Origin of the sequence: Bradyrhizobium hipponense, from assembly GCF_008123965.1 — a bacterium.
GTDB lineage: Bacteria > Pseudomonadota > Alphaproteobacteria > Rhizobiales > Xanthobacteraceae > Bradyrhizobium > Bradyrhizobium hipponense.
On the sequence record NZ_VSTH01000162.1, the window covers coordinates 1 to 24,946 of the forward strand.

Annotated in this window: 21 protein-coding genes; 6 read left to right on the plus strand and 15 right to left on the minus strand. The window is 64.1% G+C overall.

Going from position 1 to position 24,946, the window contains the following annotated elements:
• The first annotated feature begins 32 nt into the window (after positions 1-32).
• Together FXV83_RS36690 and FXV83_RS36695 are read left to right on the plus strand one after the other, a co-directional pair.
• Entirely contained in the window at positions 33-482 is a 450-nt protein-coding gene (locus tag FXV83_RS36690; protein WP_148744498.1) for a hypothetical protein, read from the plus strand.
• 91 nt (positions 483-573) lie between these two features.
• Positions 574-1,593 (plus strand): S1C family serine protease, encoded by a 1,020-nt coding sequence (locus FXV83_RS36695; protein ID WP_148744500.1) that lies wholly within the window; start codon positions 574-576, stop codon positions 1,591-1,593.
• 345 nt (positions 1,594-1,938) lie between these two features.
• Here FXV83_RS36695 and FXV83_RS36705 read toward each other — a convergent pair whose 3' ends face one another.
• The gene (locus tag FXV83_RS36705; protein ID WP_430648973.1) at positions 1,939-5,463 is read right to left on the minus strand and encodes an indolepyruvate ferredoxin oxidoreductase family protein; all 3,525 of its coding nucleotides are present in this window, start codon (positions 5,461-5,463) and stop codon (positions 1,939-1,941) included.
• A 570-nt stretch (positions 5,464-6,033) separates the two neighbouring features.
• Between FXV83_RS36705 and FXV83_RS36715 the strand changes: the two genes are divergently transcribed.
• Both FXV83_RS36715 and FXV83_RS36720 read left to right on the plus strand, forming a co-directional pair.
• Positions 6,034-6,735 carry a cysteine hydrolase family protein gene (locus FXV83_RS36715; RefSeq protein WP_148744507.1) on the plus strand — a complete coding sequence of 234 codons (702 nt, stop codon included), beginning with the start codon at positions 6,034-6,036 and terminating at the stop codon, positions 6,733-6,735.
• 10 nt (positions 6,736-6,745) lie between these two features.
• Positions 6,746-8,410 carry a regulator gene (locus tag FXV83_RS36720; protein WP_148744509.1) on the plus strand — a complete coding sequence of 555 codons (1,665 nt, stop codon included), beginning with the start codon at positions 6,746-6,748 and terminating at the stop codon, positions 8,408-8,410.
• Positions 8,411-8,543: 133 nt separating this feature from the next.
• Here the strand turns inward: FXV83_RS36720 and FXV83_RS36725 are convergent, their stop codons facing one another.
• On the minus strand, positions 8,544-9,095 hold the full coding sequence (locus FXV83_RS36725; protein ID WP_148744511.1) for a TetR/AcrR family transcriptional regulator: 552 nt from the start codon (positions 9,093-9,095) through the stop codon (positions 8,544-8,546).
• Positions 9,096-9,210: 115 nt separating this feature from the next.
• Between FXV83_RS36725 and FXV83_RS36730 the strand changes: the two genes are divergently transcribed.
• Complete coding sequence (locus tag FXV83_RS36730) at positions 9,211-10,068, plus strand: oxidoreductase (protein ID WP_148744513.1); 858 nt, start codon at positions 9,211-9,213, stop codon at positions 10,066-10,068.
• Between the two features lie 125 nt (positions 10,069-10,193).
• Here the strand turns inward: FXV83_RS36730 and FXV83_RS36735 are convergent, their stop codons facing one another.
• The 10 genes from FXV83_RS36735 to FXV83_RS36780 all read right to left on the minus strand — a co-directional run bounded on the left by FXV83_RS36735 (position 10,194) and on the right by FXV83_RS36780 (position 19,565).
• Entirely contained in the window at positions 10,194-11,033 is an 840-nt protein-coding gene (locus FXV83_RS36735; RefSeq protein WP_430648972.1) for a carbohydrate ABC transporter permease, read from the minus strand.
• Positions 11,030-11,959: a carbohydrate ABC transporter permease gene (locus FXV83_RS36740; protein WP_430648974.1), complete on the minus strand. Its 930-nt coding sequence runs from the start codon at positions 11,957-11,959 to the stop codon at positions 11,030-11,032. Before FXV83_RS36740 ends, FXV83_RS36735 begins: the two co-directional genes overlap by 4 nt.
• Before the next feature lie 5 nt (positions 11,960-11,964).
• Positions 11,965-13,290 carry an ABC transporter substrate-binding protein gene (locus FXV83_RS36745; RefSeq protein WP_187436417.1) on the minus strand — a complete coding sequence of 442 codons (1,326 nt, stop codon included), beginning with the start codon at positions 13,288-13,290 and terminating at the stop codon, positions 11,965-11,967.
• A 76-nt stretch (positions 13,291-13,366) separates the two neighbouring features.
• Entirely contained in the window at positions 13,367-14,146 is a 780-nt protein-coding gene (soxA, locus tag FXV83_RS36750; protein WP_187436418.1) for a sulfur oxidation c-type cytochrome SoxA, read from the minus strand.
• Complete coding sequence (soxZ, locus tag FXV83_RS36755; RefSeq protein WP_148744524.1) at positions 14,143-14,460, minus strand: thiosulfate oxidation carrier complex protein SoxZ; 318 nt, start codon at positions 14,458-14,460, stop codon at positions 14,143-14,145. The genes soxA and soxZ overlap by 4 nt, the downstream gene beginning before the upstream one ends.
• Positions 14,460-14,927, minus strand: coding sequence for a SoxY-related AACIE arm protein (locus FXV83_RS36760; protein ID WP_148744526.1), 468 nt, complete (start codon positions 14,925-14,927; stop codon positions 14,460-14,462). The genes soxZ and FXV83_RS36760 overlap by 1 nt, the downstream gene beginning before the upstream one ends.
• A gap of 8 nt (positions 14,928-14,935) precedes the next feature.
• Complete coding sequence (gene soxX / locus FXV83_RS36765; RefSeq protein WP_148744542.1) at positions 14,936-15,373, minus strand: sulfur oxidation c-type cytochrome SoxX; 438 nt, start codon at positions 15,371-15,373, stop codon at positions 14,936-14,938.
• Positions 15,374-15,586: 213 nt separating this feature from the next.
• Complete coding sequence (locus FXV83_RS36770) at positions 15,587-16,870, minus strand: NAD(P)/FAD-dependent oxidoreductase (RefSeq protein ID WP_187436419.1); 1,284 nt, start codon at positions 16,868-16,870, stop codon at positions 15,587-15,589.
• A gap of 47 nt (positions 16,871-16,917) precedes the next feature.
• Positions 16,918-19,104, minus strand: a complete 2,187-nt coding sequence (locus tag FXV83_RS36775) for a xanthine dehydrogenase family protein molybdopterin-binding subunit (protein WP_148744530.1) — start codon at positions 19,102-19,104, stop codon at positions 16,918-16,920.
• Positions 19,105-19,115: 11 nt separating this feature from the next.
• Positions 19,116-19,565, minus strand: coding sequence for a (2Fe-2S)-binding protein (locus FXV83_RS36780; RefSeq protein ID WP_148744532.1), 450 nt, complete (start codon positions 19,563-19,565; stop codon positions 19,116-19,118).
• Positions 19,566-19,827: 262 nt separating this feature from the next.
• Between FXV83_RS36780 and FXV83_RS36785 the strand changes: the two genes are divergently transcribed.
• Positions 19,828-21,444 carry a B12-binding domain-containing radical SAM protein gene (locus FXV83_RS36785; protein ID WP_148744534.1) on the plus strand — a complete coding sequence of 539 codons (1,617 nt, stop codon included), beginning with the start codon at positions 19,828-19,830 and terminating at the stop codon, positions 21,442-21,444.
• A gap of 8 nt (positions 21,445-21,452) precedes the next feature.
• Here FXV83_RS36785 and FXV83_RS36790 read toward each other — a convergent pair whose 3' ends face one another.
• The 3 genes from FXV83_RS36790 to FXV83_RS36800 form a co-directional block, all read right to left on the minus strand.
• Positions 21,453-22,841, minus strand: coding sequence for an MFS transporter (locus FXV83_RS36790; RefSeq protein WP_148744536.1), 1,389 nt, complete (start codon positions 22,839-22,841; stop codon positions 21,453-21,455).
• Between the two features lie 908 nt (positions 22,842-23,749).
• Complete coding sequence (locus FXV83_RS36795) at positions 23,750-24,229, minus strand: tetratricopeptide repeat protein (protein ID WP_148744538.1); 480 nt, start codon at positions 24,227-24,229, stop codon at positions 23,750-23,752.
• Positions 24,204-24,779, minus strand: coding sequence for a hypothetical protein (locus FXV83_RS36800; protein ID WP_148744540.1), 576 nt, complete (start codon positions 24,777-24,779; stop codon positions 24,204-24,206). The genes FXV83_RS36795 and FXV83_RS36800 overlap by 26 nt, the downstream gene beginning before the upstream one ends.
• Positions 24,780-24,946: the final 167 nt, after the last annotated feature.

A 24,946-nucleotide genomic window follows, 5' to 3' on the forward strand; every position in this document is an offset into this window, starting at 1 on the left:
AAAAGCAACTGTAATGCTAGAAGAGGATCGCCATGACTGATCAGCTCCCCCTCACGCCGCGGCAGCGCCAGGACCTGCGCACCAGTGCCGCGATGATCATTCCGGCGAGCGAGGAATACCGCGTGCCCGGCGCCGATGACGACATCATCCAGGCCGACATCCACGCCACGCTCGGCCGCGACGCCAAGCTGGTGACGGCTGCGCTGGATCATCTGGGCCGGCTCGCCGGCATGCCGCTGGCGGACCTCGAGCCTACCGCACGCGATGGCGTCGCGGAGCAGTTCCGATCAACTGGCGGCGCCGCGGCCGCAACGCTCGTCCGCGTCGTGCTGCAATGCTACTACCGCGATGACCGCGTGCTGCGCTCGCTCGGGCTCGAGCTGCGCGCGCCGTTTCCCAAGGGCCATGTGCTCCCTGACGGCGACTGGTCGCTGCTCGATCCGGTCAAGGCGAGGGCGGGCAGGTTGCGGCGGGCGACCTAGCCACCTTGGTAGTCCAGCCCTGCGCCCCAAGCGGGCCACTTGCGCGAGAGCGAACAGGCCACCATCTGTGTGAGCTTCAAGGACTCTTGCCATGTTGGATTTGACCTCAGACATCGCCGGTGACGGATCGTCATCGCGAACGACGCCGGCTGCCCTGGACAACGACCGGGCCCTGCTGGATGCCTACTCTAATGCCGTGATCGACGTGACCGATCGCGTCGGCGCTGCCGTCGTGCGCGTCGAGACCGGGCCGAAGGTGCCGAACGGTCGCGAGCGCGGCGGGCTCGGCTCGGGCATCGTGATCTCGCCGGACGGCCTCGTGCTCACCAACAGCCATGTGGTCGGCACCTCCAAGGAAATCCGGCTGCGCGATGTCGAAGGCCATGTCGGCGACGCCCGAGTGCTCGGTGTCGATCCCGACACGGATCTGGCGCTGTTGCGCGCCAACGGCGTACGCGACTTGCCCTATGCTGCGCTCGGCAACTCCAAGACCCTGCGCCGCGGCCAGCTCGTGATCGCGATCGGCAATCCGCTCGGCTTCGAATCGACCGTGACGGCCGGTGTTGTCTCGGCGCTCGGGCGCTCGATCCGCTCGGTCAGCGGACGCACCATCGAGGACGTGATCCAGACCGATGCCGCGCTCAATCCCGGCAATTCCGGCGGGCCGCTGGTGTCGTCGCATGCCGAGGTGGTCGGCATCAACACCGCCATCATCAGCGGCGCGCAGGGCATCTGCTTCGCGGTCGCCAGCAACACCGCGCAATTCGTGCTGTCGGAGATCATCCGCCACGGCTATGTCCGCCGCGCCTATATCGGCGTCGCCGGGCAGACCGCGCCGATCCCGCGGCGGCACGCCGTGCTGGCCGGCGTCGAGAACAAGATGGGCGCGCTGCTCGCCCAGATCGAGCCCGATGGGCCGGCGGCGAAGGCGGGGCTGCTGCCCGGCGACGTCGTGATCAGGCTCGACGGCGTCGAGATCAACGGCGTCGACGATCTGATCCGCGTGCTCGACCGCGACCGCATCGGCCGGCGGCTCGCGATGGACGTGCTGCGGCTCGGCCGCCTGCGCGCGATCGACATCGATCCGGTCGAGCGCAAGCCGGCGCGCTGAACTTTGGTTCGCTTGGCCAAAGCCGAGACCGCCGTTCACCTCTTCCGCAGGGAGAGGTGAACGGCGGCGTGTCGGCCTCAGTCTAACCGTGCTTTCCGCTGTCATGCTCCGCGAAAGCGGGGCATCCAGTATTCCAGAGGCAGCGCGATCCAGAACAGCCGCTGCCGCGTACTGGATCGCCCGGTCAAGCCGGGCGATGACAGATGACAGCGGGGCACGCTGGTCCCACAATCTCGTCATTGCGAGCGCAGCGAAGCAATCCGGGCCGTCTCCGCGGTGGGATTCTGGATTGCTTCGTCGCAAGGGCTCCTCGCAATGACGAGGAGCGGGGTCGCGCCCTATCCGCTACTCCGCCGCGGCCGCAAAGCGGCTGTTCTCCAGCTCCGCTTCAAGCCGCGCTTTCTCTGTAGCCGCCTGCTTGATGTTGGCTTCCTTCACGTGGCCGAAGCCGCGGATCATCTCCGGCACGCGTGCGAGTCTTGTCAGCAGCGGGATCTGAGCTGGCTTCAGCCCGGAGATCCGCTGATCGATCATCGCCAGATAATCCTCGACCAGCTTCCGCTCGGTCCTGCGCTCCTCGGTGCGCCCGAACGGATCGAACGCGGTGCCGCGCAGAAACTTGAGCTTGGCGAGAACGCGGAAGGCGTGGATCATCCAGCCGCCGAACTCCTTCTTCTGGAGATGCCCGGTCACCTTGTCACGCTGCGCAAAGATCGGCGGCGCCAGATAGAACTTCAGCGAAAAATCGCCGTCGAATTTCTCCGAGACCTTGTTGGCAAAGCTGCCGTCGGTGTAAAGCCGCGCCACCTCGTACTCGTCTTTGTAGGACATCAGCTTGAAGAGGTTCTTCGCCACCGCTTCGGTCAGTTCGGTGGATGCGGCCGTTTCCGCCTTACGCACCTTGGCAACGGCCGCGAGATAACGCTCGGCGTAGGCTTTGTCCTGATAGCCCGTCAAAAACTCTGCGCGCGTGGCAATGACGTCGTCTAGCGACTTCGTGGGGGCGGAAGTCCGGCTCTTGAACTGGAGCACGCTGCGCACGCGCGACATGTCGTGGGCGGCCATGCGCCCCCAGGTGAAGGCGAGCTTGTTCATCTCGATCGCGGCGCCGTTGATCTCGATGGCGCGGAGCAAGGCCTCCAGCGACAGCGGGATCGCACCCTTCTGGAAAGCGAAGCCGAGCATGAAAGGATTGGTCGCAATCGTGTCGCCCATCAGCGCCGCGGCAATGCCCGTGGCGTCGATGATGTCGAGGTTCTTGTCGCCGATGGCGTCGCGCAGCACGGTCTGCATCGCGCCCATCTCGAAATCGAGATCGGGGTTTTGCACGAAGCTCGCGGTCGGCTGCAGGTCGGCGTTGATGTAGGCCTTGGTCACGCCGCGCTCGGCGCGGCTGAGCGCGGAGGGACCTGCCGAGACGATCATGTCGCAGCCGAGAATGACGTCGGCGCCACCGGTGGTGATGCGGACCGCCGAAATATCCTCCGGCCTCTGGGCGATGCGCACGTGGCTCATCACCGCGCCGTTCTTCTGCGACAGGCCGGTGAAATCCAGCGCCGAGCAGCCGCGGCCGTCGACATGGGCAGCCATGCCGAGCAGCGCGCCGATGGTGATGACCCCGGTGCCGCCGATGCCGGTGACGAGAATATTGTAGGGGGCGTCGAGCTCGCGCGCGGGCGGCAGCGGCAGGTCGGCGAACAATTGCCCGGTATCGACCGCCGAGGTCTTGATCCGCTTCAGCGTGCCGCCATGCACGGTGACGAAGCTCGGGCAAAAGCCCTCGACGCAGGAAAAATCCTTGTTGCAGTTCGACTGGTCGATCTGGCGCTTGCGGCCGAACTCGGTCTCCAGCGGCTGCACCGAGACGCAGTTGGAGGCTTGCGAGCAGTCGCCGCAGCCTTCGCAGACGAGCTCGTTGATGAAGGCGCGTTTGGCCGGATCGGGATAGAGCCCGCGCTTGCGGCGGCGCCGTTTCTCGGCCGCGCAGGTCTGGTCGTAGATGATGACCGTGAGGCCCTTGATGTCGCGCAGCTCGCGCTGCACGGCGTCGAGTTCACGGCGGTGATGGATGGTCGCCCCTTGCGGGAAGTAATTGCCTTCCGGGTACTTGCCCGGATCGTCGGAGACGATCGCCAGCCGCTTGACGCCTTCGGCCCAGACCTGGTGCGCGATCTGCGCGACGTTGAAGCCGCCCTCGGCCGGCTGGCCGCCGGTCATTGCGACGGCATCGTTGTAGAGGATCTTGTAGGTGATGTTGATCCCGGCGGCAGAGGCCGCCCGAAGGGCGAGAAGTCCGGAATGCGTATACGTGCCATCGCCAAGGTTCTGGAAAATGTGCTGCTCGCTGGTAAAGGGCGACTGCCCGATCCAGTTCACGCCCTCGGCGCCCATATGGGAGATCAAATCGGTGCGGCGCGTCGGCATGCTCAAGGCCATGCCGTGACAGCCGATGCCGGCCATGGCGCGGCTGCCTTCGGGCACTTTCGTCGAGCTGTTATGCGGGCAGCCCGAGCAGAAGAACGGCGTGCGCGCCAGCTTGATCGGCGCGCTGGTGGTGACGGGATCATCGAACGCCTCGAGCCGCGCCAGCCGCTGCTCCAGCACCGGGCTGTGATGGCCGAGCTTGCGCAAGCGCGCCACCAGCGCGGACGCAACGATGGTCGGCGTCAGCTCGCCCTCGCTCGGCAGCAGCGGCGCGCCGCGCTCGTCGCGCTTGCCGGTGACGGTCGGGCGCTTCGACGCATCGATGTTATAGAGGATGCGCATCAGCTGGTCTTCGATGAAGCCGCGCTTCTCCTCGATCACCAGCACGTCTTGAAGACCCTCGGCGAAACGCCGCGCGCCGCTTTCCTCCAGCGGCCAGGTCAGCGCGACCTTGTAGATGCGAAGGCCGAGATCCTGGGCATCCTTGTCGGTTATGCCGAGATCGGCGAGCGCCTGGCGCAGATCGAGATAGGCCTTGCCGGTGGCGACAATGCCGAGCCGCGCGGGCTTTGAATCCAGCACGATCCGGTCGAGCTGGTTGGCACGCGCAAAAGCCTGCACCGCGGCCATCTTCGGGCCGAACAGGCGCCTCTCCGCATCAAGCGGCGGATCGGGCCAGCGGATGTTGAGGCCGCCGGGCGGCATCTCGAAATCGTCGGGGAGCTTGATCTGGATGCGCTCGGGATCGCTGTAGATCGACGCCGAGCTCTCCACGGTTTCGCTGATGGCCTTGAAGCCGACCCAGCAGCCGGAGAAGCGCGACAGCGCAAAACCGTAGAGGCCGAGGTCGAGGTAATCCTGCAGCGTCGCCGGATTGATCACGGGGATCAGCGCCGCCGCAAACACCTGCTCGCTCTGATGCGCAAGCGTCGAGGACTGGCAGCCATGGTCGTCGCCGGCCAGCGCCAGTACGCCGCCGTTGCGCGAGGTGCCGGCAGCGTTGGCGTGCTTGAGCGCATCGACCGAGCGGTCGACGCCGGGGCCCTTGCCGTACCAGATGCCGAACACGCCATCGACCTTGGCGCCGGGAAACAGCCCGACCTGCTGGCTGCCCCAGACGGCGGTCGCCGCCAAATCCTCGTTCAGGCCGGGCACGAAGGCGATGTCGTGCTGTGCGAGGTGCGGCTTCGCACGCCACAGCGCGTGGTCGTACATTCCAAGCGGGGAGCCGCGATAGCCCGAGATGAAACCACCGGTGTTGAGCCCCTGAAGCCGGTCGCGTTCGCGCTGCAACATGGGCAATCGAACCAACGCCTGCGTGCCGGACAGGAAGATCCGCTTCGATTCGAGCCGATATTTATCGTCCAGCTCGACCTGCATCAGCGTCATTTCGAAAGTCCTTGCGAGGGGTGTGCGCTGCGGGAGGGAATTCCGGTTGCGAAGCAGCTGGTCGCAGTCAAGAGCATGGGCTGGTGAAGTCAATATCATCGGCCGCATCCGTGGCGCTCCCGCTGATCATGGCTCGTGGCAGTCGCCGCGCCGAAAGCGCCGGGGTGAAGACGCGCGCGTTCGACGAGGCACATGCGGTCGTCGCGACGATGCGGCTCAACATGGGAACGCCGAAGGGCTCATGCGCGCCCCATGAGGAAGAGTATCGACGTCTGTATGGGGCGGGGCGGTAGGCGTTGTACTCTCTGCTCGTCATTCCGGGTCGCGACGAAAGTCGCGAGCCCGGAATCCATCGGGCCGCGAGCTATGAGGTGAGATGGATTCTGGGCTCGACGCTCACGCGTCGCCCCGGAATGACGGCGAGTGAACGCGCCGCTTCGCCGCTCATCCTTTGAGCAAATGCCCGCCGCAAAGCCGCCGCACAGGGAATAAGCAGCAATCGGTTGCGGGCGTAAGTTTCTGAGTACGCAGCGAATTTCTCCACAGCGCCTGCCCCATTGCAATTGTACACAATGGCATGGCGCTTGCAGAACTCCTGGCAGAGAGAGTTCTCGCGGGGCCTGCGTCATGTTGAACTCAGTCAAGCCGACACAGGGCGTCATCAGCGCCGAGCCCGAGCCAATCAAGCTCGACTGGGCAAGCACCGCGCTCCTCATTATCGACATGCAGCGCGATTTCATGGAGCCGGGCGGCTTCGGCGAGACGCTCGGCAATGATGTCAGCCAGCTCGCGCGCGCGGTGAAGCCGATCGGTGCGCTGCTCAAGGCGGCGCGCGACACCGGCATGCTGGTGATCCACACCCGCGAAGGGCATCTGCCCGATCTTTCCGACGCGCCGCCGGCGAAAGTCGAGCGCGGCGCGCCATCCCTGCGCATCGGCGATCCCGGCCCGATGGGGCGCATCCTCATTCGCGGCGAGGCCGGTCACGACATTATTCCTGAACTCTATCCGCTCGACAGCGAGGTCGTGATCGACAAACCCGGCAAGGGTGCGTTCTACGCCACCGAGCTCACGGACGTGCTGGAGAAATACGGTATCGAGAATCTGCTGGTGTGCGGCGTCACCACGGAGGTGTGTGTCAACACCACGGTGCGCGAAGCCAATGACCGCGGCTATCGCTGCGTCGTCATCTCCGACGGCTGCGCGTCCTACTTCCCCGAATTTCACGAGATGGGCCTGAAGATGATCAAGGCCCAGGGCGGCATCTTCGGCTGGGTCACGGACTCAGCCGCAGTACTGGAGGCGTTGAAGATTTCCACACCAGCTTAGGGGCATCACCATGAGCGCATTGACGGGAACGGCCGGCAAATCTGAGATCAATAAGTCCGGGTTCAAGCCGGCGCTATGGACACCGGGCGACTGGAACGCGTTTTTCGGCTTCGGCACCAACATCCTCGTCAACATGCTCGTGCTCACGGGCCTGTTGCGCTTCGTCTTGAAGATGCCGGACAGTCTCGTGTTCGGCCGCATCCTGCCCGCGCTCGGGCTGATGATGTGCCTCTCCACCTTCTACTACGCGTACCTGGCCTATCGTCTCGCGCAAAAGACCGGACGCAACGACGTCTGCGCGCTGCCCTCGGGCGTCAGCGTGCCGCACATGTTCATCGTCACGTTCGTGATCATGCTACCGATCACGATCAAGACCGGCGATCCGCTCAAGGGGTGGTCGGCCGGCCTGGTCTGGGTGTTCTTCCAGAGCTTCATCCTCATGATCGGCGGCTTCATCGCGCCGTTCATCCGAAAAATCACGCCGCGCGCGGCGCTGCTCGGCACGCTCGCCGGCGTTTCCGTCACTTTCATCTCGATGCGGCCGGCGCTCGAAATGTACATGACACCGCAGATCGGCCTGGTCTGCTTCGCCATCATCCTGGTGAGCTGGTTTGGCGGCGTGAAATACTGGCGCGGCATCCCTGCCGGCCTCGTCGCCATCGCGGTCGGCATGATCATCGCCTGGGGCTCGAACCTCTTCGGCCTCGGTCTCGGCGGGCTGAGCGTCAAGGGCGTTGGCGATGCCTTTGCCAATTTCGGCTTCTCGGTGCCGATCCCGGCCGTAGGCTACGTCTTCTCCGGCTTCGAATTCCTCGGCGTCATCCTGGTCACCGCCATTCCGTTCGGCATCTACGACCTCGTCGAGGCCATGGACAATGTCGAGAGCGCGGAAGCGGCCGGCGACGAATATCCGACCACGCGCGTGCTTACCGCCGACGGCTTGGTCAGCCTGATCGGCTGCCTGATGGGCAATCCCTTCATCAACGCGGTCTATATCGGCCATCCCGGCTGGAAGGCGATGGGGGGCCGCATCGGCTACTCGGCCGCGACCGGCATCATGGTCGTCGTGCTGGCATGGTTCGGCATCATCTCGGTGCTGCTGGCGCTGGTGCCGGTGGTCGCGATCTCGCCGATCCTGCTCTATATCGGCATGCTGATCGGCGCGCAGGCGTTCCAGACCACGCCGGTCAAGCACGCTCCTGCCATCATGCTGGCGCTGACGCCGCATCTTGCGGCCTGGGCCAAGCTTCAGATCGACACCATGCTGGGCTCGACCATGATGGCCGCGACCACTGTCGGCGGGCTTGCCGCCGACAAGGCTGACGCGGTCAAGACTGCTGCGATTGCCGCCCTGCCGCAACAGGGCGTGTTCTACTACGGGCTCGAGATCATGGGCGGCGGCTCCATTCTTGGCGGCCTCATACTGGGTGCGATCGGCGTCTTCATCATCGAGCGCGACTTCGAGAAGGCATCCGCCTTTGCGCTGGTTGGTGCCGTGCTCACCTATTTCGGCTTCATGCATGGCGAGGCCGTGGGTATCGGCGGCGGCTTTGGCGTGACGCCGCCTGTCGCTTTCGCCTACGCCGTGACGGCTGCCGGATTGTACGTTCTCGGCCGTCGCGCCAGCGAGCACTACATGCCGCATGCGGAGATGACGGCGGCACCGGCGGAGTAGGTTAGGCCAGCATGCATCGTGGCCGGGCGCCGTCGCGTCACCCGGCCGCATCCTTGTCCTCGTCCAACCCGTTGCTCGACTGCTATCGGCCATCAAACAGTGGGAATTTCAAACCTCGCGTCGGGGCGAGAGGTCAGTCCGCCAACTTGTTCCTGGTCGCGCGAAGAATGTCGTCCGACAGCTTGGGATCGTTCACGGCCCGGGCCAGCACGAGCGCACCGACCAGGGAGGCGGCCATTGCCAGCGCCTTCTCTTCGCGCTGCCGTAGCTTTAGCGTCGAGGCCATTCGACCACCCAGCAGCCCGATCATGCCCCGCACTCCGGCCGTGAAACGTTCTCTCACTCCGGCGCCTTGGCGCGGCATCTCACAAACAAGGGCGGCGAAGGGGCAACCGCTTCCCGGTTTGTCGCGATGCCCCGCCGAGAGGTATTCGGAAACGTAGTCGCCGAGCGCAAGTCCATCGGGCACTTCTCGCCCTTTGGCTGCGATGGCGTGGGCCACTGCTTCTTCGACAAGCCGTTCCTTGGAACCGAACTGACTGTATATGCTGCCATGGGTCATCCCGGCGGCGTCGGCCAGCGCGTCGACACCCATGCCGGAGATACCGCGCTCTCGCATAAGGAGGGAGGCGGCCTCGAGAATACGGTCGCGATTTTGGGCCGCTTGTTCCTTTGAAACGCGCATTTCGCAAATCCAGGTGCCGGGTCTTGACAATAATAATGACGATCGTCATCTATATCAATGCTTACGATCGTAATCAAAACAATTCGGGGCCGGCACCGTCAAAAAGGAAAAGCTCGTGAATACGACCAACACACCAATTGCGCTTGTTACCGGCGCCTCGTCAGGCATCGGCGAAGCCACGGCGGAGCGGCTCGCGAAAGCCGGCTACAGGGTCTACGGCACTAGCCGACGAGGCGCGCAGGGCGGCAGGCGGCCGTTCGAGATGCTTGCCCTCGATGTGACCAGCGATGAATCCGTCGAAGCCGCGGTCAGCGAAGTGATACGACGCGACGGCCGCATCGATCTGCTCGTGAACAACGCCGGCTTCGGTGTTGCCCCTGCGGGAGCGGAAGAGAGCTCGATGGATCAGGCCCGATCAATTTTCGAGACGAACTTTTTCGGACTGGTCCGGATGACGCGCGCCGTCGTGCCTCACATGCGACGCCAAGGGAATGGTCGTATCATCAATATCGGCTCCGTGCTTGGCTTTCTGCCGATGCCTTATGGCGCACTCTATGCCGCAACCAAGCACGCGGTGGAAGGCTATTCGGAATCGCTCGACCATGAACTGCGCACGAGGGGCATCCGAGTCTCGGTCATCGAGCCTGCGTACACCAAGACGCCATTCGACGCGAACTTCATGGAGCCGGATGCCAAGCTCGATGAGTATCGCGAGGCTCGCGCGGGCGTCACCAAGCGGGTGAACGAGGTAATGACAACGGCCGAGTCCCCCGGCGTCGTGGCCGAGACCGTTCTGAAAGCGGCGAGCGCAGCGCACCCGAAAGTCCGGTATGCGGCCGGCAAGCTCGCGAACCGCCTGCGGTTGCTTCGCAGGTTCGCGCCTGCTGGTCTGGTGGACGCCGGGATCCGCAAGGACCTGCGGCTCGATGCGGTGGCCGCATCACAGCCTCCCCGCACCGCCCGAGCCTTTTGACGGCATGCGGGCGGCGCAAGCGCCGCCTGCTTACAACGAAGGCCCGAAAAGCCGGACATGGGCAACATGAGAGCACTCGTCTTCAAGCATTATGGCGCAGCGCCGTCTCGCAGGAAGAGGAGCGATCATCCACCCTTGACGGCACCCGCGGTGAGCCCGGCGACGATCTGCCGCTGGGCGAACACCGTCAGCAGCAGCACCGGGAAGGTGACGATCAGCGCGGCCGCCGCCAGCGGGCCCCAGCTCAACTGATCGAACGAGATCATGTTGTAGACGGCGACGGGAAGGGTGCGAGTCTCCCGTCCCGCCAGCACGATGCCGAAGACGAAATTGTTCCAGGAGAAGATCACGGCCAAGATGAAGGCGACCGCAATTCCCGGTCGCGCGATCGGCAGTGCAACGTGCCGAAAGACCTGCCAGCGCGTGGCGCCGTCGATCAGGGCGGCTTCTTCCAGCTCCATTGGCGTCGTCTCGAAATAGCCGATCATGATCCAGATCACGATCGGCACCGTCACCACCAGATGGATGATGACCTGCGGCACCAGCGTACCGAGCAAACCGAGCCACTGGAACATGAGAAACAGCGGGATCAGATACGACAATCCCGGCGTGATGCGGGCGATCAGGATCACGATCGCGGATTTGTGCGCGGCCATGCGCGCGATGCCGTAGCCGGCGGGAACGCCGACGACGAGCGCCAGCAGGGTCGCGCTGCCGGTCACGATCAGGCTGTTGACGAAATAGGTCAGGAAGCGGTTGGAGGCGAGCACGTCGGCATAGTTCTTCCAGGCGAAACGCTCCGGGATGAACACCGGCGGGTAGGCGGCATTGTCGACTTCAAATTTGAGCGAGAGCGAGGCCATCCACAGGAAGAACAGTATCGCCGGCGACACGATGACGAATACCGCGAGCCACAGGCCGATTCTGCCGATGATCTGACGCAGGTTGATTTGACCTGGGTTCATGCGCCGCTCGCGATTTCGGTCCACAGCATGCGCTGGCGCATGTAAAGCATCACGGCTGCGAGTGCGACGATGAGGAGAAAGAACACCACCGCGATCGCCGAGCCGTAGCCTAGATCGTAATAGGTGAAGGCGACGCTATAGAGATAGATGTTGATCGTTTCCGACGCCGAGCCTGGTCCGCCTTGTGTGATCGCGAAGATGATGTCGAAGCTTTTGACCGCGTCGATCATGCGGATCATACCGGCGATGAACAGGAACGGCATGATCAGTGGCAGCGTGATGAAGCGAAAGACCTGCCAGAAACTGGCGCCGTCGATCTGGGCGCTCTCATAAGGCTCGGCCGGGATTGCGGCGAGGCCGCCGAGCACGATCAGCATGACCAGCGGCGTCCACTGCCAGGTCTCGACCAGCACCAGCGACGGGATCACGGTTGCGGGATGAAACACCCAGAGCTGCGAAGGTATTCCGACCAGCGACAGCAAATAGTTCAGCACGCCGAGCTGCGGGTGGAACATCATGGTCCAGACCAGCGCGATCGCGACGGGCGTCGCCATCATCGGCATGATGAATAGGGCGCGCAGGAAGCCGCGGCCGGCGAATTTCTGGTGAAAAACCACGGCTGCCAGCGTGCCGAGCACCAGCGGCAGCAGCACCGACAGCACCGTGTAGACCATCGTGTGACCCACCGCTTCGAGAAAACGGGGATCGCTCGTCAGCCGCAGATAGTTGGACAGCCCGACGAAGCTGGTCGGCGAGCCGACCTTCCACTCGTTCAGGCTCATCCAGATCGTGAACACCCACGGAAAGATGATAATGGCGATCACGACGACGAGCGCCGGCACCACGAACGGCCAGTAGGAAGGCGGCCGCAGCTCCTTCTCCGGCGCGGCATCTGACGGTGCCGCGGCCGGATTAGCCTGTATGATTGCACTCACGCCTTTTCGCTGCGCTCCAGGATCGGCCGGAATTGCTCGTGCGCCTTCTTCAACTCGGTTGCGGGATCGGCGCCGGCAAGGGTTGACGTAATCGCGGCGCCAACGAGATCCCGGAATTCGGCGACCGGAATGATCACGGGCAGGCCCAGCTTGCTGATCTTGGCGGAATCGATCACCGATTGCAGCCATTCCGCCGGCATCTTCACGCCCTTCTGGACCTCGGGATCGTTCAGGATCGAGTTGCGGAACGGCACGCCGCCGCCGGCCTGCAACAGCCGTGCGCCCTGCTGCTTCGAGACCACCCACTGGCAGAGCAGATAGGCGGCTTCCTTGTTCTTGCTGGCGGCGGCAATCCCGATGCCGTCGCCATAGGTCGCAGAATATTGCCCCTTCGGTCCGGCAGGCACGACTGTGTAGCCGACCTTGCCGACGACGCGCGAGGCGGCCGGATCTTCCAGCGGCGGCGCCCAGCCGACGCCGTCGATCCACATCGCCGATCTGCCTTGCGTGAACGAGGCCATTGACTCCATCCAGTTGAAGCCGGCAACGCCGGGCGGCGCGACCTTTGTCAGTAGCGTCTGGTAGAGCTTTGTCGCGGCAATGGCTTCCGGACCGTCGGTCAGGATGTTGCCCTTGGCGTCGAGGAATTCGCCGCCATAATCGAGGAAGAAATTGGTCCACAACGTCATGTTGGCGTTGCGCAGGCCGCGTCCGACGAAGCCGTAGGTCCCTTCCTTGGGATCGGTGAGCTTTTCGGCGGCCGCGGCCATCTCGTCGAGGGTCTTCGGGACGGCGACGCCCTTCTTCTGGAACAGCTCCTTGTTGTAGTAGAGGATGAAATAGTCGACCGACCACGGCAGGGACAGCATCTGGCCTTTGTCGTTCTTGCAGTATTGCAGGCCCGCGGCCGAGAAATCGCTCTCCACCAGATCGGGCGCGGTCAGCGTCGGATCCTTCATGAAGGGCGTCATGTCGGCGAGCCAGCCGCCTTTCTCGAATTGCCGCTTCTGCACGTGATAGCTGAGGTGCACGACGTCGAAGCTCGGCCGGCCCGAGGTGAGCTCGATCACGACCTTCTGGCGCTGCTGCTGCTCGGGGATCTGCTCGGATTCCACCTGAATGCCGGTGAGGTCGGTGAACTCCTTGATGTATTTCTGCAGGTTGTCGCCGCGCGGACCCTTGGCGAGGATCACCTCCAGCTTGGTGCCGGCGTATTTCTTCCAGTTCACCTCGGCGCGCGCCGGCATTCCCGTCAGGCTGAGCGCGCCAGCTGCGGCGGTGCCAGTCAAGAGCGTACGGCGCGAGATATTGTGGTTAACCACTTTCGGTCCCTCCCTGTGACTCAATTTGGGGGGATACTAGCGACCGTGGCACGCCTGCCTAGTCCTAATCTGCTGATCAAGGACGTACGGCCGGCGTCTCCATCGGCAGGCCACGCGCGCGCGACATCAAATAGAGCTCCAGCGCGACCAACTCAGGAGCACCGTAATCATAGGCCTGGGCGCGGACACCGGTCATGCAGCTGCGCAGCCGCCGCTCCAGCGAACCCAGCGTTTGCCATTCCAGGCGATAGAGCGGATAGCCGGTCAGCTGTCCCTGCGTGATTGGCGCGCCGGCAAGACGCTTGTCAAAGTTGTCTTCATGACAATTTGCACATGAAAGGTTGAGCTGGCCTTCGCGCTGATTGAAGAAGTCGCGGCCCTGCTCTACGAAGGGCTTGAGCTGTGGATCGTCTCCCGCCGTGATCGGAACCTCGCGCGACTGGTGGGCGACGAAGGCGGACAGCGCCAAAAGGTCGTGGCTCTCGTAAGGCAGCGGCGTCGCCTGCTGGTGACCGGCGCGGCAGAGATTGATGCGCTGGTCGAGCGTAACGGGGCGTCCCTGCGTCCTGTCGAAAGCGGGATAGCGCGCGGCGACGCCCTTCATGCTGCTGCGCGCGTCGCCATGACAATCCGCACAGGCCTTGTCGGCGCTGCCGGACTTCTTCATCCACAACGCCTGGCCGTCGAGCACGAACAGCATGCCCGGATTGGACGTGTCGTCATCCTGCATGGCCCGCGTCTCGGGACCCATGAAGGAATAACCGGAACGGCGCGCCCCCGGCGGGATCTCGCCGGCGAGCAGGGCAGAGGACGCAACGGCGAATGCCGCCGCCGCTATGGCACGCCTAAACTTCATTCGACGGTGATCGATGCCGACGCGGTGGACGAATATCCGTTGTCGCCGATCCATTCGAACTCGAACTTGCCGCTCTCCTTCGCTACAGTGAAGAAGGACAGATAAGGATTGGCCGCGATCGCCGGAAACAGGTCGGCACGAAAAATCTCGTTGCCGTTGTAGCGGCAAGTAAAGCTCGTGATGATGTCGCGCGGCACGAGCTCGCCGGCGGCAGTGCGGCGAAACCCGGTTTCCATGATGTGCGAGGTCAGTGCGCGGATCTCGATGATTTCGCCGCGTTTGGCCTTCGTGGGAACGTTGATCAGCGCGGCCATCAGTTCACCTCTTCGGTGCAGGCGGCCAGAGTCACGACGATTTCGGCTGCGGCCTGCCAGAACGTGTCGTCGGAGAGGCGCGCGATCGCGACCACCTTCTGGCTATCGGCGAGCCGGATCCGGGTCGAGATTTGGGCGCGGCCGGAGGAGGGTCCGAGATAGAAGTTGCCGATATTCGGCTGCGGGTTCTTCTCGTTGAAGACGTGAATGCTCCTGACGTAATCGTCCGCCGTCATGGGGCTCGCGACGCTGACCGTCATCGGCACCGTGTTGCCGTTCTCGACCAGCGGCGGGATGTCGAGCTTGATCTTGCCCGTCCGTATCGGAGCTTCGCCGACGAAGTTGCGGATAGCTGCGTTGAGCATCGTGGGCGTCGCGTTAAGCGGCCGCAGCACGACGATCGGAATCGTCCCGGCGGCCGTGACGCCGCCGGCAAGGCTCAAGAATCGTCGTCGCGTGGTTGGCATGAACAGTCCTAGTCCCGAAGCGTTGCAAGAAAGGCCACGATGTCCTCGATCTCGGCGGCCGCCAAGATCGGCTTGCCGGCAAAATTGCGCCCAACGCGCACGAGGTCGTCGTTGCGATAGTAAGACGGCATGATGGTCTGCGGGTTGAAGCGCGAGGCATCCACCAGACGAAGTCGCAACTGACTTGCCGACCAGCGGTTCCCCGCATCCCTGAGGTCAGGCGCAAGGTCGCCCTGGAATCGGGTTTCCGGAAATGGGCCGGAATGGCAAAGGATGCAAGTCGTACTGCGCGCTAGCACCAGCGCACGTCCGCGCGCGGCATCGCCCGGCGAGCCGGTGAGCGACTCCGGAATGCCGTCGCCGACGATCCTGTAGGGCACTAGGTGCTCGGCTTTCGCACCACCGGCAACTGCAAGATCTGCAACTGCAAGATTTATTGCGAGCAGCGCAGTGACAATCAATCGGGTGTGAGACGAGAGATCTGGCCGCGAGCTCCACTTACCTCTCCCGCTTGCGGGAGAGGTCGGCGCATAGCGCCGGGTGAGGGTTGTTTCCTCTTGGGGGTTCTTGATTCTGGAAGCAGCCTCTCCCCAGCCCTCCCCCGCAGGCGGGGGAGGGAGCGCACCGTGTTGGTGGCGACAGCTTGATCTCATCATGCTCTAGCCAAAGGTGTCCGCCGTGATGGTTTGAAACCAGCGTTCGGCCTCGACCGCCTCGCGGGCGCGCAACTCGCTCGGCGCATCGGCCGGGCTTGTCGCGCCGCCCTCGACCTCGACGAAGATGTCTCCCTTCGGCTGGTAGTTGCCGGCGAGCGAAAAGCCGTAAGCAGGCGCAACGGTGTTGTAGCAGACGCCCGTCAGCCGCGGGGTTTCCGCCGAGCGGCCTGCAAGCAGATTGACGATTGCAGCGGCGCAGGCCTTGCCCTGCGTGCTCGCGGCAGACGCCGATTTGGGAATGCCGCCGCCGAGGCAGGCATCGCCGATGACATGGATGTTTGGGACCAGCTTCGACTCGAAGGTCACGGGATCGATCGGGCACCAACCCGTCATATCCGTCGCGCCGGCGATCCCGGCAATGCGCCCTGCGCGTTGCGGTGGAATGACGTTCGCGACGTCGGGGGTGTAATTGCCGAATTCAGTGATGATGGTGTTTGTGGATGGATCGACGGAGGTAACGCGGCCACCTTGCGACAGCGCCACGCGCTCGAGCATGCCGCCGTAGAGGTCCTTCCATGCCTTCTCAAACAGCCGCTGCTGGGGAAAACCGTCCTTGGCATCGAGCACCAGGACTTTCGAGCGCGGTTTCTTTGTCTTCAGGTAGTGCGCGATCAGGCTGGCGCGCTCGTAAGGCGCCGGCGGACAGCGCGTGGGATTGGCCGGGATAGCGATTGCGACCGTGCCACCGTCCGCCATCGCTTCGAGCTGCTTGCGCAGCAAAAGCGTCTGCGCGCCCGCCTTCCAGGCGTGCGGCATCTTTTCCGATGCGGCATCGTCGTAGCCGGGCAGGGCATCGAAATGGAAGTCGATGCCGGGTGAGAGGACGAGCCGGTCGTAGGTGAGCGAGGGGCCGTCGGATGTCGTAACGCGTCGCTGCTGCGGGTCGATCCTGGTCGCAGCCTGATCGATGATTGTGATGCCGTCGGCGGCGAGCTTGTCATAACCGAATTGCTGCGCCTCAATGCCGCGCAGGCCGGCGATCACTTCGTTGCTGAACGGGCAGGCGATGAACACCTTGTTCGGCTCGACCAGGGTGATCTGAAGGGCCGCGTTGGCCCGCTTCAACGCGCGGGCGCAGGCCGTGCCGCCGAAACCTCCGCCGATCACGACGATCCGGCCAGCGGATTGCGCGCGCGACATCGACGGCCGCACCAACGTTGCGGCCGCCGCGGTAATGCCGAACATGGCATTCCGCCGTGTCACCGGGCGCGTCGTCATCAGGATCATCCGACCAAAGGCTGCGGCGGCTCTCTTCGGCCGCCGCAGCCGTCTTTTCAGGCGAAGGTGATGTTCTGGTCGCGCAGCGGCACCGAGCGGATGCGCTTGCCCGTCGCCGCGAAATAGGCGTTGAGCACCGCGGGTGCTGCGATGCCGATGGTCGGCTCGCCAACGCCGCCCCAGAAGCCGCCGCTCGGCACCATCACCGATTCCACTTTCGGCATCTCGTTGATTCGCATCGAGTTGTAGGTGTCGAAGTTGGTTTGCTCAATGCGGCCGTCCTTGACGGTGCAGCCGCCGTAGAACAGTGCGGAGAGGCCATAGACAAAGGAGCCGGCGATCTGCCGCTCCACCTGTGCCGGGTTGACGATGTAGCCGGGATCGGTGGAGGCGACGATGCGGTGCACCTTGATCTTGCTGCCGTCGGTCACCGAGATTTCGGCAGCGCCGGCGACATAACTGCCATAGCCCATGACCTGCGCGATGCCGCGATAGACGCCCTGCGGCGCCGGGTTATCCCAGCCGATCTTTTCGGCCACGGCATTGAGCACCGCCAGATGCTTGGGGTGATTGCCCATCAGCTTGCGGCGGAATTCGAGCGGGTCCTGACCTGCGGCATGAGCCAGCTCGTCCATGAAACATTCCATGTAGATCGCGTTGTGATTGACGTTGACGCCGCGCCAGAAGCCGGGCGGAACGTGCGGGTTGCGCATCGCATGCTCGACCAGGAGGTTCGGCACCGAGTAGCCGAACGCGGCCTCGCCGGTTTGGGCGACACCCTGGAATGCGGCCGGATCCATGCCGTTCTGCAGCGCTTCCGGGCGGAGCGAAAACAGGATCGACTGCCCGGACAGGCGGTAGTGCAGGGCGATCAGATTGTTGTTGGCGTCGAACGCGCCGGTCATCTTGCACTGGGTGATCGGGTGGTACCTGCCGTGCGCCATGTCCTCTTCGCGCGACCATAACAGCTTGATCGGCGTACCCGGCATCTGCTTGACGATCGCGACCGCCTGGCGGACATAGTCGGTCTGACCGCGCCGGCCGAAGCCGCCGCCGGGCATCACCTTGTGCACGTCGCACTTCTCCGCCGGCAGGCCGGAGGCCTCCAGCACCGCTGCGAATGCCGCCTCGCCATTCTGCGTACCGCACCAGACCTCGCATTTGTCGGCCGTGTAAAGCGCGGTGGCGTTCATCGGCTCCATCGTGGCGTGGTTCTGGTAGGGATAGTTGTAGACGGCCTCGACCTTCTTGGCGGCGCCAGCAATCGCTGCCTTCGCGTCGCCGTTCTTGTTGCCGACAAAGGCCGGCTGAGCGTCGTCGAGACCCTCGGCCAGCCACTTTGCAATCGACTCGCTCGAGACCTTGGCGTTGTCGCCCTCGTCCCAAACGATCGGCAGCGCTTCCAGCGCGGTCTTGGCGTGCCACCAGGTATCGGCAACGACCGCGACCGCGGTATCGCCGACTTTGACGACCTTCCTGACGCCCTTCATGCCGGCGATCTTGGCTTCGTCGAAGCTCTTCAGCTTGCCGCCGAACACCGGGCAATCCTTGATGGCGGCATTCAGCATGCCCGGCAGCTTGACGTCGATCCCGTAGATCATGGCCCCTGTGGTCTTGTCGGCGGTGTCGAGGCGCAGCAAGCCCTTGCCGACCAGCTTCCAGTCCTTCGGGTCCTTCAGCTTGACGTCAGCCGGTGGCGTCAGCTTTGCCGCGGCTTCGGCGACCTTGCCGTAGGTCGTGCTCTTCCCCGTCGGGGCATGGGTGATGACGCTGTTGGCCGCGGTGCATTCGGATGCCGGCACTTTCCATTCATTGGCCGCGGCCTGGATCAGCATCATGCGCGCGGTGGCGCCGCCCTTGCGGACATAGTCCTGCGAGGACCGGATGCCGCGGCTGCCACCGGTCGAGAAATCGCCCCAGACGCGCTTGCGGGCGACGCTCTGGCCGGGTGTCGGGTATTCGGTCGTGACCTTGGTCCAGTCGCATTCGAGTTCCTCGGCGACGAGTTGGGCGAGGCCGGTGAGCGAACCCTGGCCCATCTCGGAGCGGGCGACGCGAATCACGACGGTGTCATCGGGCCTGATCACGACCCAGGCGCCGATCTCGGGCGAGCCGTCGGCAGCGCGGACCACGGCCGGGCCGCCGAAGGGGATATCGAGGCCGATTGCGAGGCCGGCGCCGAGCGTGGCGGTGCCGATGACGAAGGCGCGGCGGTTCATCTTGGGCGAAACGTGCTTGTTCATGTGACGGCTCCCTACGCGCTTGCGATCGTGTGGATCGCCTCGCGCACCTGCTGGAAGGTGCCGCAGCGGCAGATATTGGTGATGGCCTCGTCGATATCGGCATCGGTCGGCTTCGGCTTCTCGTTCAGGAGCGCCGCCACCGCCATGATCATGCCGCTCTGGCAATAGCCGCATTGCGGAACGTCCTGGGCGATCCAGGCTTCCTGCACCTTGTGCAGCGAGTTGCCGGACGCCAGTCCCTCGATCGTGGTGATCTTCTTGCCCTCGGCCTCGCTGACCGTGACACCGCAGGAGCGCATCGCCACGCCGTCGATGTGAACGGTGCAGGCACCGCATTGTGCGATGCCGCAGCCATATTTGGTGCCGGTCAGGCCGGCGTTCTCGCGGATTGCCCACAGCAGCGGGGTGTCCGGCTCGACCTCGAGCGTAACGGTTTTTCCGTTGATTGTTAGATTTGCCATCGCAAGTCCCCTGATTGGCCCAATCCACCGGTTGGGCTCAGGGGCGCAATTTGTCCGGCAAGCTGGAACTGTTCAAATCAACAGTCCGCGGGGTGACCGGCGGAGATTCCCCCTCCCTGGACGCCCGGGGGCAGGGCTTGGGGCGACATCTCCCGGCTTTGGCGCTTACAGACCCTTTGAACAGCGGCCACAGTTTGTCCCTTTTGCTGGGGTGCAAGACCTCGCCGCTCTGCTAGACTGCGGCGAAGCCAGAAGGAGTTCCATGAACGTGCCGAGCCCTTGCAACGTCTTGATGCTCTATCCGCTGTTCTCGGCAGAGTCCTTCTGGAGTTTTGGCGAATCCTGCAAACTGATGGGTGTGAAGCGCCCCGCTGCGCCTCTCGGCCTGATCACCGTTGCCGCGATGTTGCCCGAGAGCTGGACGGTGCGCTTGGTCGACTGCAATACGGCGCCGCTCGGGGACGAGGACCTCGCCTGGGCCGACGTGGTCTTCACGGGCGGCATGATGCCGCAGCAGGGCGACACGCTGCGCCTGATCGAGCTGTGCCGCGCGGCTGGCAAGCCGGTGGTGGTCGGCGGTCCGGATGCCACGTCCAGCCCGCACATCTACGAACGCGCCGACTTCCGGGTGCTCGGCGAGGCCGAAAGCGTCATCGCCGAATTCATCGCGGCCTGGGAGGGCGGTGCACGCTCCGGCGTCTTCACCGCGCCGAAATTCCAGGCCGATGTCACCAAGACGCCGGTGCCGCGTTTCGACCTGCTCAAATTCGAGGACTACCTCTATCTCGGTGTGCAGTATTCGCGCGGCTGCCCGTTCACCTGCGAGTTCTGCGACATCATCGAGCTGTACGGGCGAGTCCCGCGAACCAAGACCAACACGCAGATGCTGGCGGAGCTCGACCGGCTCTACGCCATGGGCTACCGCGGCCATCTCGACTTCGTCGATGACAATTTCATCGGCAACAAGAAGTCGCTCAGGCTGTTCCTGCCGCAGCTTGCCGAATGGCAGCGCGCTCACGGCTATCCCTTCGAATTGTCGACAGAAGCCTCGGTCAATCTGGCCGACGATCCCGAGCTATTGGATCTCATGGGAGCGGCCAATTTCTTCGCCGTCTTCGTCGGCATCGAAAGTCCGGATCCGGCGACGCTTGTCGCGATGCGGAAGAAGCAGAACACGCGGCGCAACATTGCCGAGAGCATCCACAAGATCTACGCCGCCGGCATGCTCGTCACCGCCGGCTTCATCGTCGGCTTCGACAACGAGAAGGCCTCGATGGCTGAGGCCATGATCGAATTCATCGAGGAAGCCGCCATTCCCGTAAGCATGGTCGGCCTGCTCTATGCCCTGCCGAACACGCAGCTCACGCGGCGCCTGGAGCGTGAAGGCCGGCTGCATCCGGGGCACGATCTCGCCCCGACCCTCGGCGCCGACCAGTGCACGAGCGGCATCAACTTCGATCCGATCCGCCCGTTGCGCGACATCCTGATGGATTACAAGCAGGTGCTGGAGCACATCTATAGCCCGGCCGCCTATGCGAGCCGCGTCGACCGCTTGATGACGCTGCTCGACCGCTCGAGGCAGCGCCACGAATTGGCCGAGGGCGACATCCGTGCCAGGGTCGGCGCAATGGAGACCGTGCACCGCGTCGTCACCGCCCTTCCCGAGGCGCGCGGCCCGCTCTGGCAGACCTTCATGAATTGCGCCAAGCGCGACACTACATCGGCGCGAATCGCCGTGCAGATGATCGCGGCCTATGCGCATCTCGGGCCGTTCTCGCGCAAGGTCATCGATGCGATCGATGGGCGTCTGGCCGAGTTGGACGAACAGACGGTGGTTTCGGCTGCCGTCGCCGCGACACCGGCCCGGCATCTGGCTTGACCTGAGGTCTACTTCACCGCCAGCCGCAGGAAGCTCATGACGCTGCCGAGCGCGGCAAAGCCCGCGCCGAGCGCCAGCGCCACCGTTGCGCCGCTGTGGCCCGCAAGAGCGAAGCAGGCCGCCGCGAGGGCTGCGCCGGTGGTCTGTCCCGTCAGGCGTGCGGTCGCGACGATGCCCGAGGCGCTGCCGCTGCGGTGCGGCGGAGCGCTCGACATCACCGCTTTCATGTTGGGCGCCTGGAAGAAGCCAAAACCCATGCCGCAGATCGCCATCCGCCAGATGATATCGGCAATGGCGGGGTTGGCCGGCAGCATCGCGAGCAATGCCATGCCGAGGCCGAGCAGCACGAGGCCGATGCCGCCCAGAAGGCCGACCGCGTAACGGTCGGACAGGCGGCCTGCAATCGGCGCCATGAAGCCGACCACCAGCGGCCACGGCGTCATGAAGAAGCCGGTCTCGACCTGCGAGCGCCCGAGCACGTCCTCGAAATAGAACGGCAGCGAGACGAAGGCGAGGCCCTGCACCGCGAAGGAGCACACGGCGGTTGCTGCCGACAGCGCGAACATTGGCCGGCTGAACAGGTCGATCGGCAACATCGGCGCGGGATGGTCGGCATGACGGCGCATCAGGACGAAGCCCAGCACGAGCGCAGTGACCAGTTCGACGGCAACGACAGCCGGCGATAGATTATGCGCCGCACTGCCGATGCCGGTGATGAACAGGCCGAGGCAGGCGGCGGCGAGGAGCGCGCCGAGAAAGTCAAAGCCGTGATCCGCTCGCGGCGTCTTCGGCAGCATGACAAATCCGATGCCGATCGCGACCAGGCCGAACGGGATGTTGACCGCGAACAGCCACGGCCACGGTCCGAACGCGAGGATGGCGGACGCAATCGACGGACCGAAGGTGAAGGCGGTCGCGACCACGAGCGCGTTGTGGCCGAAGCCGCGCCCCTGCATCCGTCCGGGATAGACGAAGCGCACCAGCGCGGTGTTGACGCTCATGATGCCGCTCGCGCCGAGGCCCTGCAGCGTCCGCGCGACGAGCAGGCTGTCCAGCGACCACGCCACCGCGCAGAGCAGCGAGGCGATCGTGAACAGGATGAGGCCGCCGAGATAGATGCGCTGGTGCCCGACGATCTCGCCGAGCGCGCCAAGAGGCAGCAGCGTCGCGACCAGTGCGATCTGGTAGACGTTGACGACCCAGACCGACTGCTCCGGGCTGACATGCAGGTCGGCGGCAATCGCGGGAAGGGCGATGTTGGCAATCGCCGTGTCGAGCGAAGCCATCGCAAGCGCGGTGAAGATCGCTGCGATCGCCCAACGGCGGCGCATCGCGGGCAGGCCGTCGGCGACGGGATGATCGGGCTGGCGCGCAGCGGCAGGTAACGTGATTGTCATTGCCTGCGCTTTTGCTCCGGCGGCGTGTGTACAGGGACTTGCGGCATGTACTACGGCCGCGCGGCTTGCCACAGGCGCAAGCTTGCATGCTGTGTATGCGCGAGGGTCGGGTGGGAGCAGGAGGCGAGCCGCTTCTCGAAATTCTCGCGCCCGGTCACGACGACCAGAACAAAAGTCGCAAACAACCCCATGCACAGTAGAACACCCCTTGATCGATAAGGCGTTTTCGAGCTGCGCCGCGATGACATTCGCTGTCCGCGATCACGTTGACGCGTCGGGCAAAACACCGGCATGATGGTATCGTGGCAAAGGTCGGCAAAGGGCGACGGTGCGTGCTCCTCATGAATGCTGTCCGCTGCCAGAGGTGAAGCAGACTATGCGCAGCCTGGTCCGGCATTTCGTCGTTTGACCTGGAGCGCAAGCTGCGAATAGCGGCGCGCCGAAAAGCTATGGCGGTGGGCATTCTTACCGTTTTCGGTATGCCAGCAATTGAACTACCCAACCAGTTCTTCCGCAGGGAGAGTGAAGTGAGCCGGCGCAAGTTCCTGAGAGCGATTGGGGGCGCGGTAGTTGTTCTGCCGCTAGGGGCTCACGCGCAGAAATCGGCATCACCGGTGATCGGAACTCTCGGCGGCACGAGCACCGGATCGGAGCCTTTCGCAGATGCGTTTCGTCGCGGTCTCAAACAGATGGGATTTGTCGATGGCCAGACTGTCTCTGTCGAAACGCGATGGCCTAAGGCCAATGAGGACCTTCGAGGTTCGTGATCAACCTCAAAGCGGCAAAGAGCCTTGGCCTCGAAATGCCGCCCGCGCTGCTCGCGTTTGCCGACGAAGTGATCGAATAGGCGGCGTCAGTCAGCTTCTGCCCCGAATCCGGCCGTCACTGCCATTACCCCGTAACAAGCTCTATTTGCCTTCCGGCACGCCTGCCAAGCTTAGGCCCTCGTAGATGCGCTCGCGCTGGGCCAGGAAGGTCGGGTTTTCACTGCGCCGCTCGTTGCGAAACCTGGCGACGGTAAAGTTCGGGTCGAGCCGGAGGCCGGCATTCCGCGCCTCCTGCGCCTCCCCAGCGCGGCCGCTCAGCGCCAAGGCCGCTGCGAGGAAGAAATAGGGCATCGCGACCTTTGGATTTATTCCGACTGATTTACGAAGCCGGTCCAAGGCTGACTCGAGTCGGCCGAGGAACAGGTCGGCGATCCCGAGCAAGGCGTACCAGCGATCCAGTCCGGGATCGCGCGGGCTCAGCCGGGTTGCGCGCGTGAGATCGGCGTCGGCCTCTTCAGCGCGCCCAAGCAACACCTTCAAAAAGCCTGCGTCGGCATGGGCCCAGGCCAGATTGCGATCAAGGGTGATAGCGAACTCAAGCTCGCGCCGCGCCGGAGACATGCAAGATGTTGGCATGGACAAAATGGGCTAACGCGTTGCCCGGAGCAAGCGTCAGTGCCTCAGTGATCGCCGTCTCGGCGATACGTAGCTGTTCGTCCCGATTGGTCGAAGCGAAGGTGCGAAGTTCGTTACCATGATAGAAGGCGAGACCGACCAACGCCTCGACATTGCGATCATCCAACCGAAGCGCCGCGTCGAACAGGTCACACGCCGCGCGGTCGCGGCGTAGCGACAAGGGTTGATTGAGGATTGCCCAGCCGCGCATGGCCAGGTCCACGGCATCCATGTTGTTCGGCCGCTCGCGCTCCGCCCGACGGCCTTCTGCGGCAACGAGCTCGATGCCGACGGTCCGGGCCAGGCGCGTGGTGATCTCGTCCTGCATGTCGAAGATGTCGGCGCGCGGCTTGTCGAAACGCTCGGCCCAGAGGTGAGCGCCGGTTTCCGTGTCGATGAGCTGCGCGTTGACACGAATGCGGTCGCCGCCGCCCTGCACGCTGCCTTCCATCACGTAGCGCACACCAAGTTCGCGGCCGATCACGCGGACGTTCACTGGCTTGCCTTTAAAAGTGAACGCAGTGTTACGAGCTATGACGAAAGCGCCAGGAATGCGCGACAGGTCGGTTGTGAGGCTTTCAGTGACACCGTCGACAAAGTAGTCCTGCTCGCTGCTGCCATCAAGATTGACGAAGGGCAGGACAATACTACTGAGTCAAGCGG

Coding starts and splice junctions, on each gene's coding strand:
- FXV83_RS36690 (WP_148744498.1), top strand. CDS start 33: ATGACTGATCAGCTCCCCCTCACGCCGCGGCAGCGCCAGGACCTGCGC.
- FXV83_RS36795 (WP_148744538.1), bottom strand. CDS start 24,229: ATGTCTCCGGCGCGGCGCGAGCTTGAGTTCGCTATCACCCTTGATCGC.
- FXV83_RS36735 (WP_430648972.1), bottom strand. CDS start 11,033: ATGAACCCAGGTCAAATCAACCTGCGTCAGATCATCGGCAGAATCGGC.
- FXV83_RS36760 (WP_148744526.1), bottom strand. CDS start 14,927: ATGCCAACCACGCGACGACGATTCTTGAGCCTTGCCGGCGGCGTCACG.
- FXV83_RS36695 (WP_148744500.1), top strand. CDS start 574: ATGTTGGATTTGACCTCAGACATCGCCGGTGACGGATCGTCATCGCGA.
- FXV83_RS36720 (WP_148744509.1), top strand. CDS start 6,746: ATGAGCGCATTGACGGGAACGGCCGGCAAATCTGAGATCAATAAGTCC.
- FXV83_RS36785 (WP_148744534.1), top strand. CDS start 19,828: ATGAACGTGCCGAGCCCTTGCAACGTCTTGATGCTCTATCCGCTGTTC.
- FXV83_RS36790 (WP_148744536.1), bottom strand. CDS start 22,841: ATGACAATCACGTTACCTGCCGCTGCGCGCCAGCCCGATCATCCCGTC.
- FXV83_RS36780 (WP_148744532.1), bottom strand. CDS start 19,565: ATGGCAAATCTAACAATCAACGGAAAAACCGTTACGCTCGAGGTCGAG.
- soxZ (WP_148744524.1), bottom strand. CDS start 14,460: ATGGCCGCGCTGATCAACGTTCCCACGAAGGCCAAACGCGGCGAAATC.
- FXV83_RS36775 (WP_148744530.1), bottom strand. CDS start 19,104: ATGAACAAGCACGTTTCGCCCAAGATGAACCGCCGCGCCTTCGTCATC.
- FXV83_RS36770 (WP_187436419.1), bottom strand. CDS start 16,870: ATGATCCTGATGACGACGCGCCCGGTGACACGGCGGAATGCCATGTTC.
- FXV83_RS36715 (WP_148744507.1), top strand. CDS start 6,034: ATGTTGAACTCAGTCAAGCCGACACAGGGCGTCATCAGCGCCGAGCCC.
- soxA (WP_187436418.1), bottom strand. CDS start 14,146: ATGAAGTTTAGGCGTGCCATAGCGGCGGCGGCATTCGCCGTTGCGTCC.
- FXV83_RS36725 (WP_148744511.1), bottom strand. CDS start 9,095: ATGCGCGTTTCAAAGGAACAAGCGGCCCAAAATCGCGACCGTATTCTC.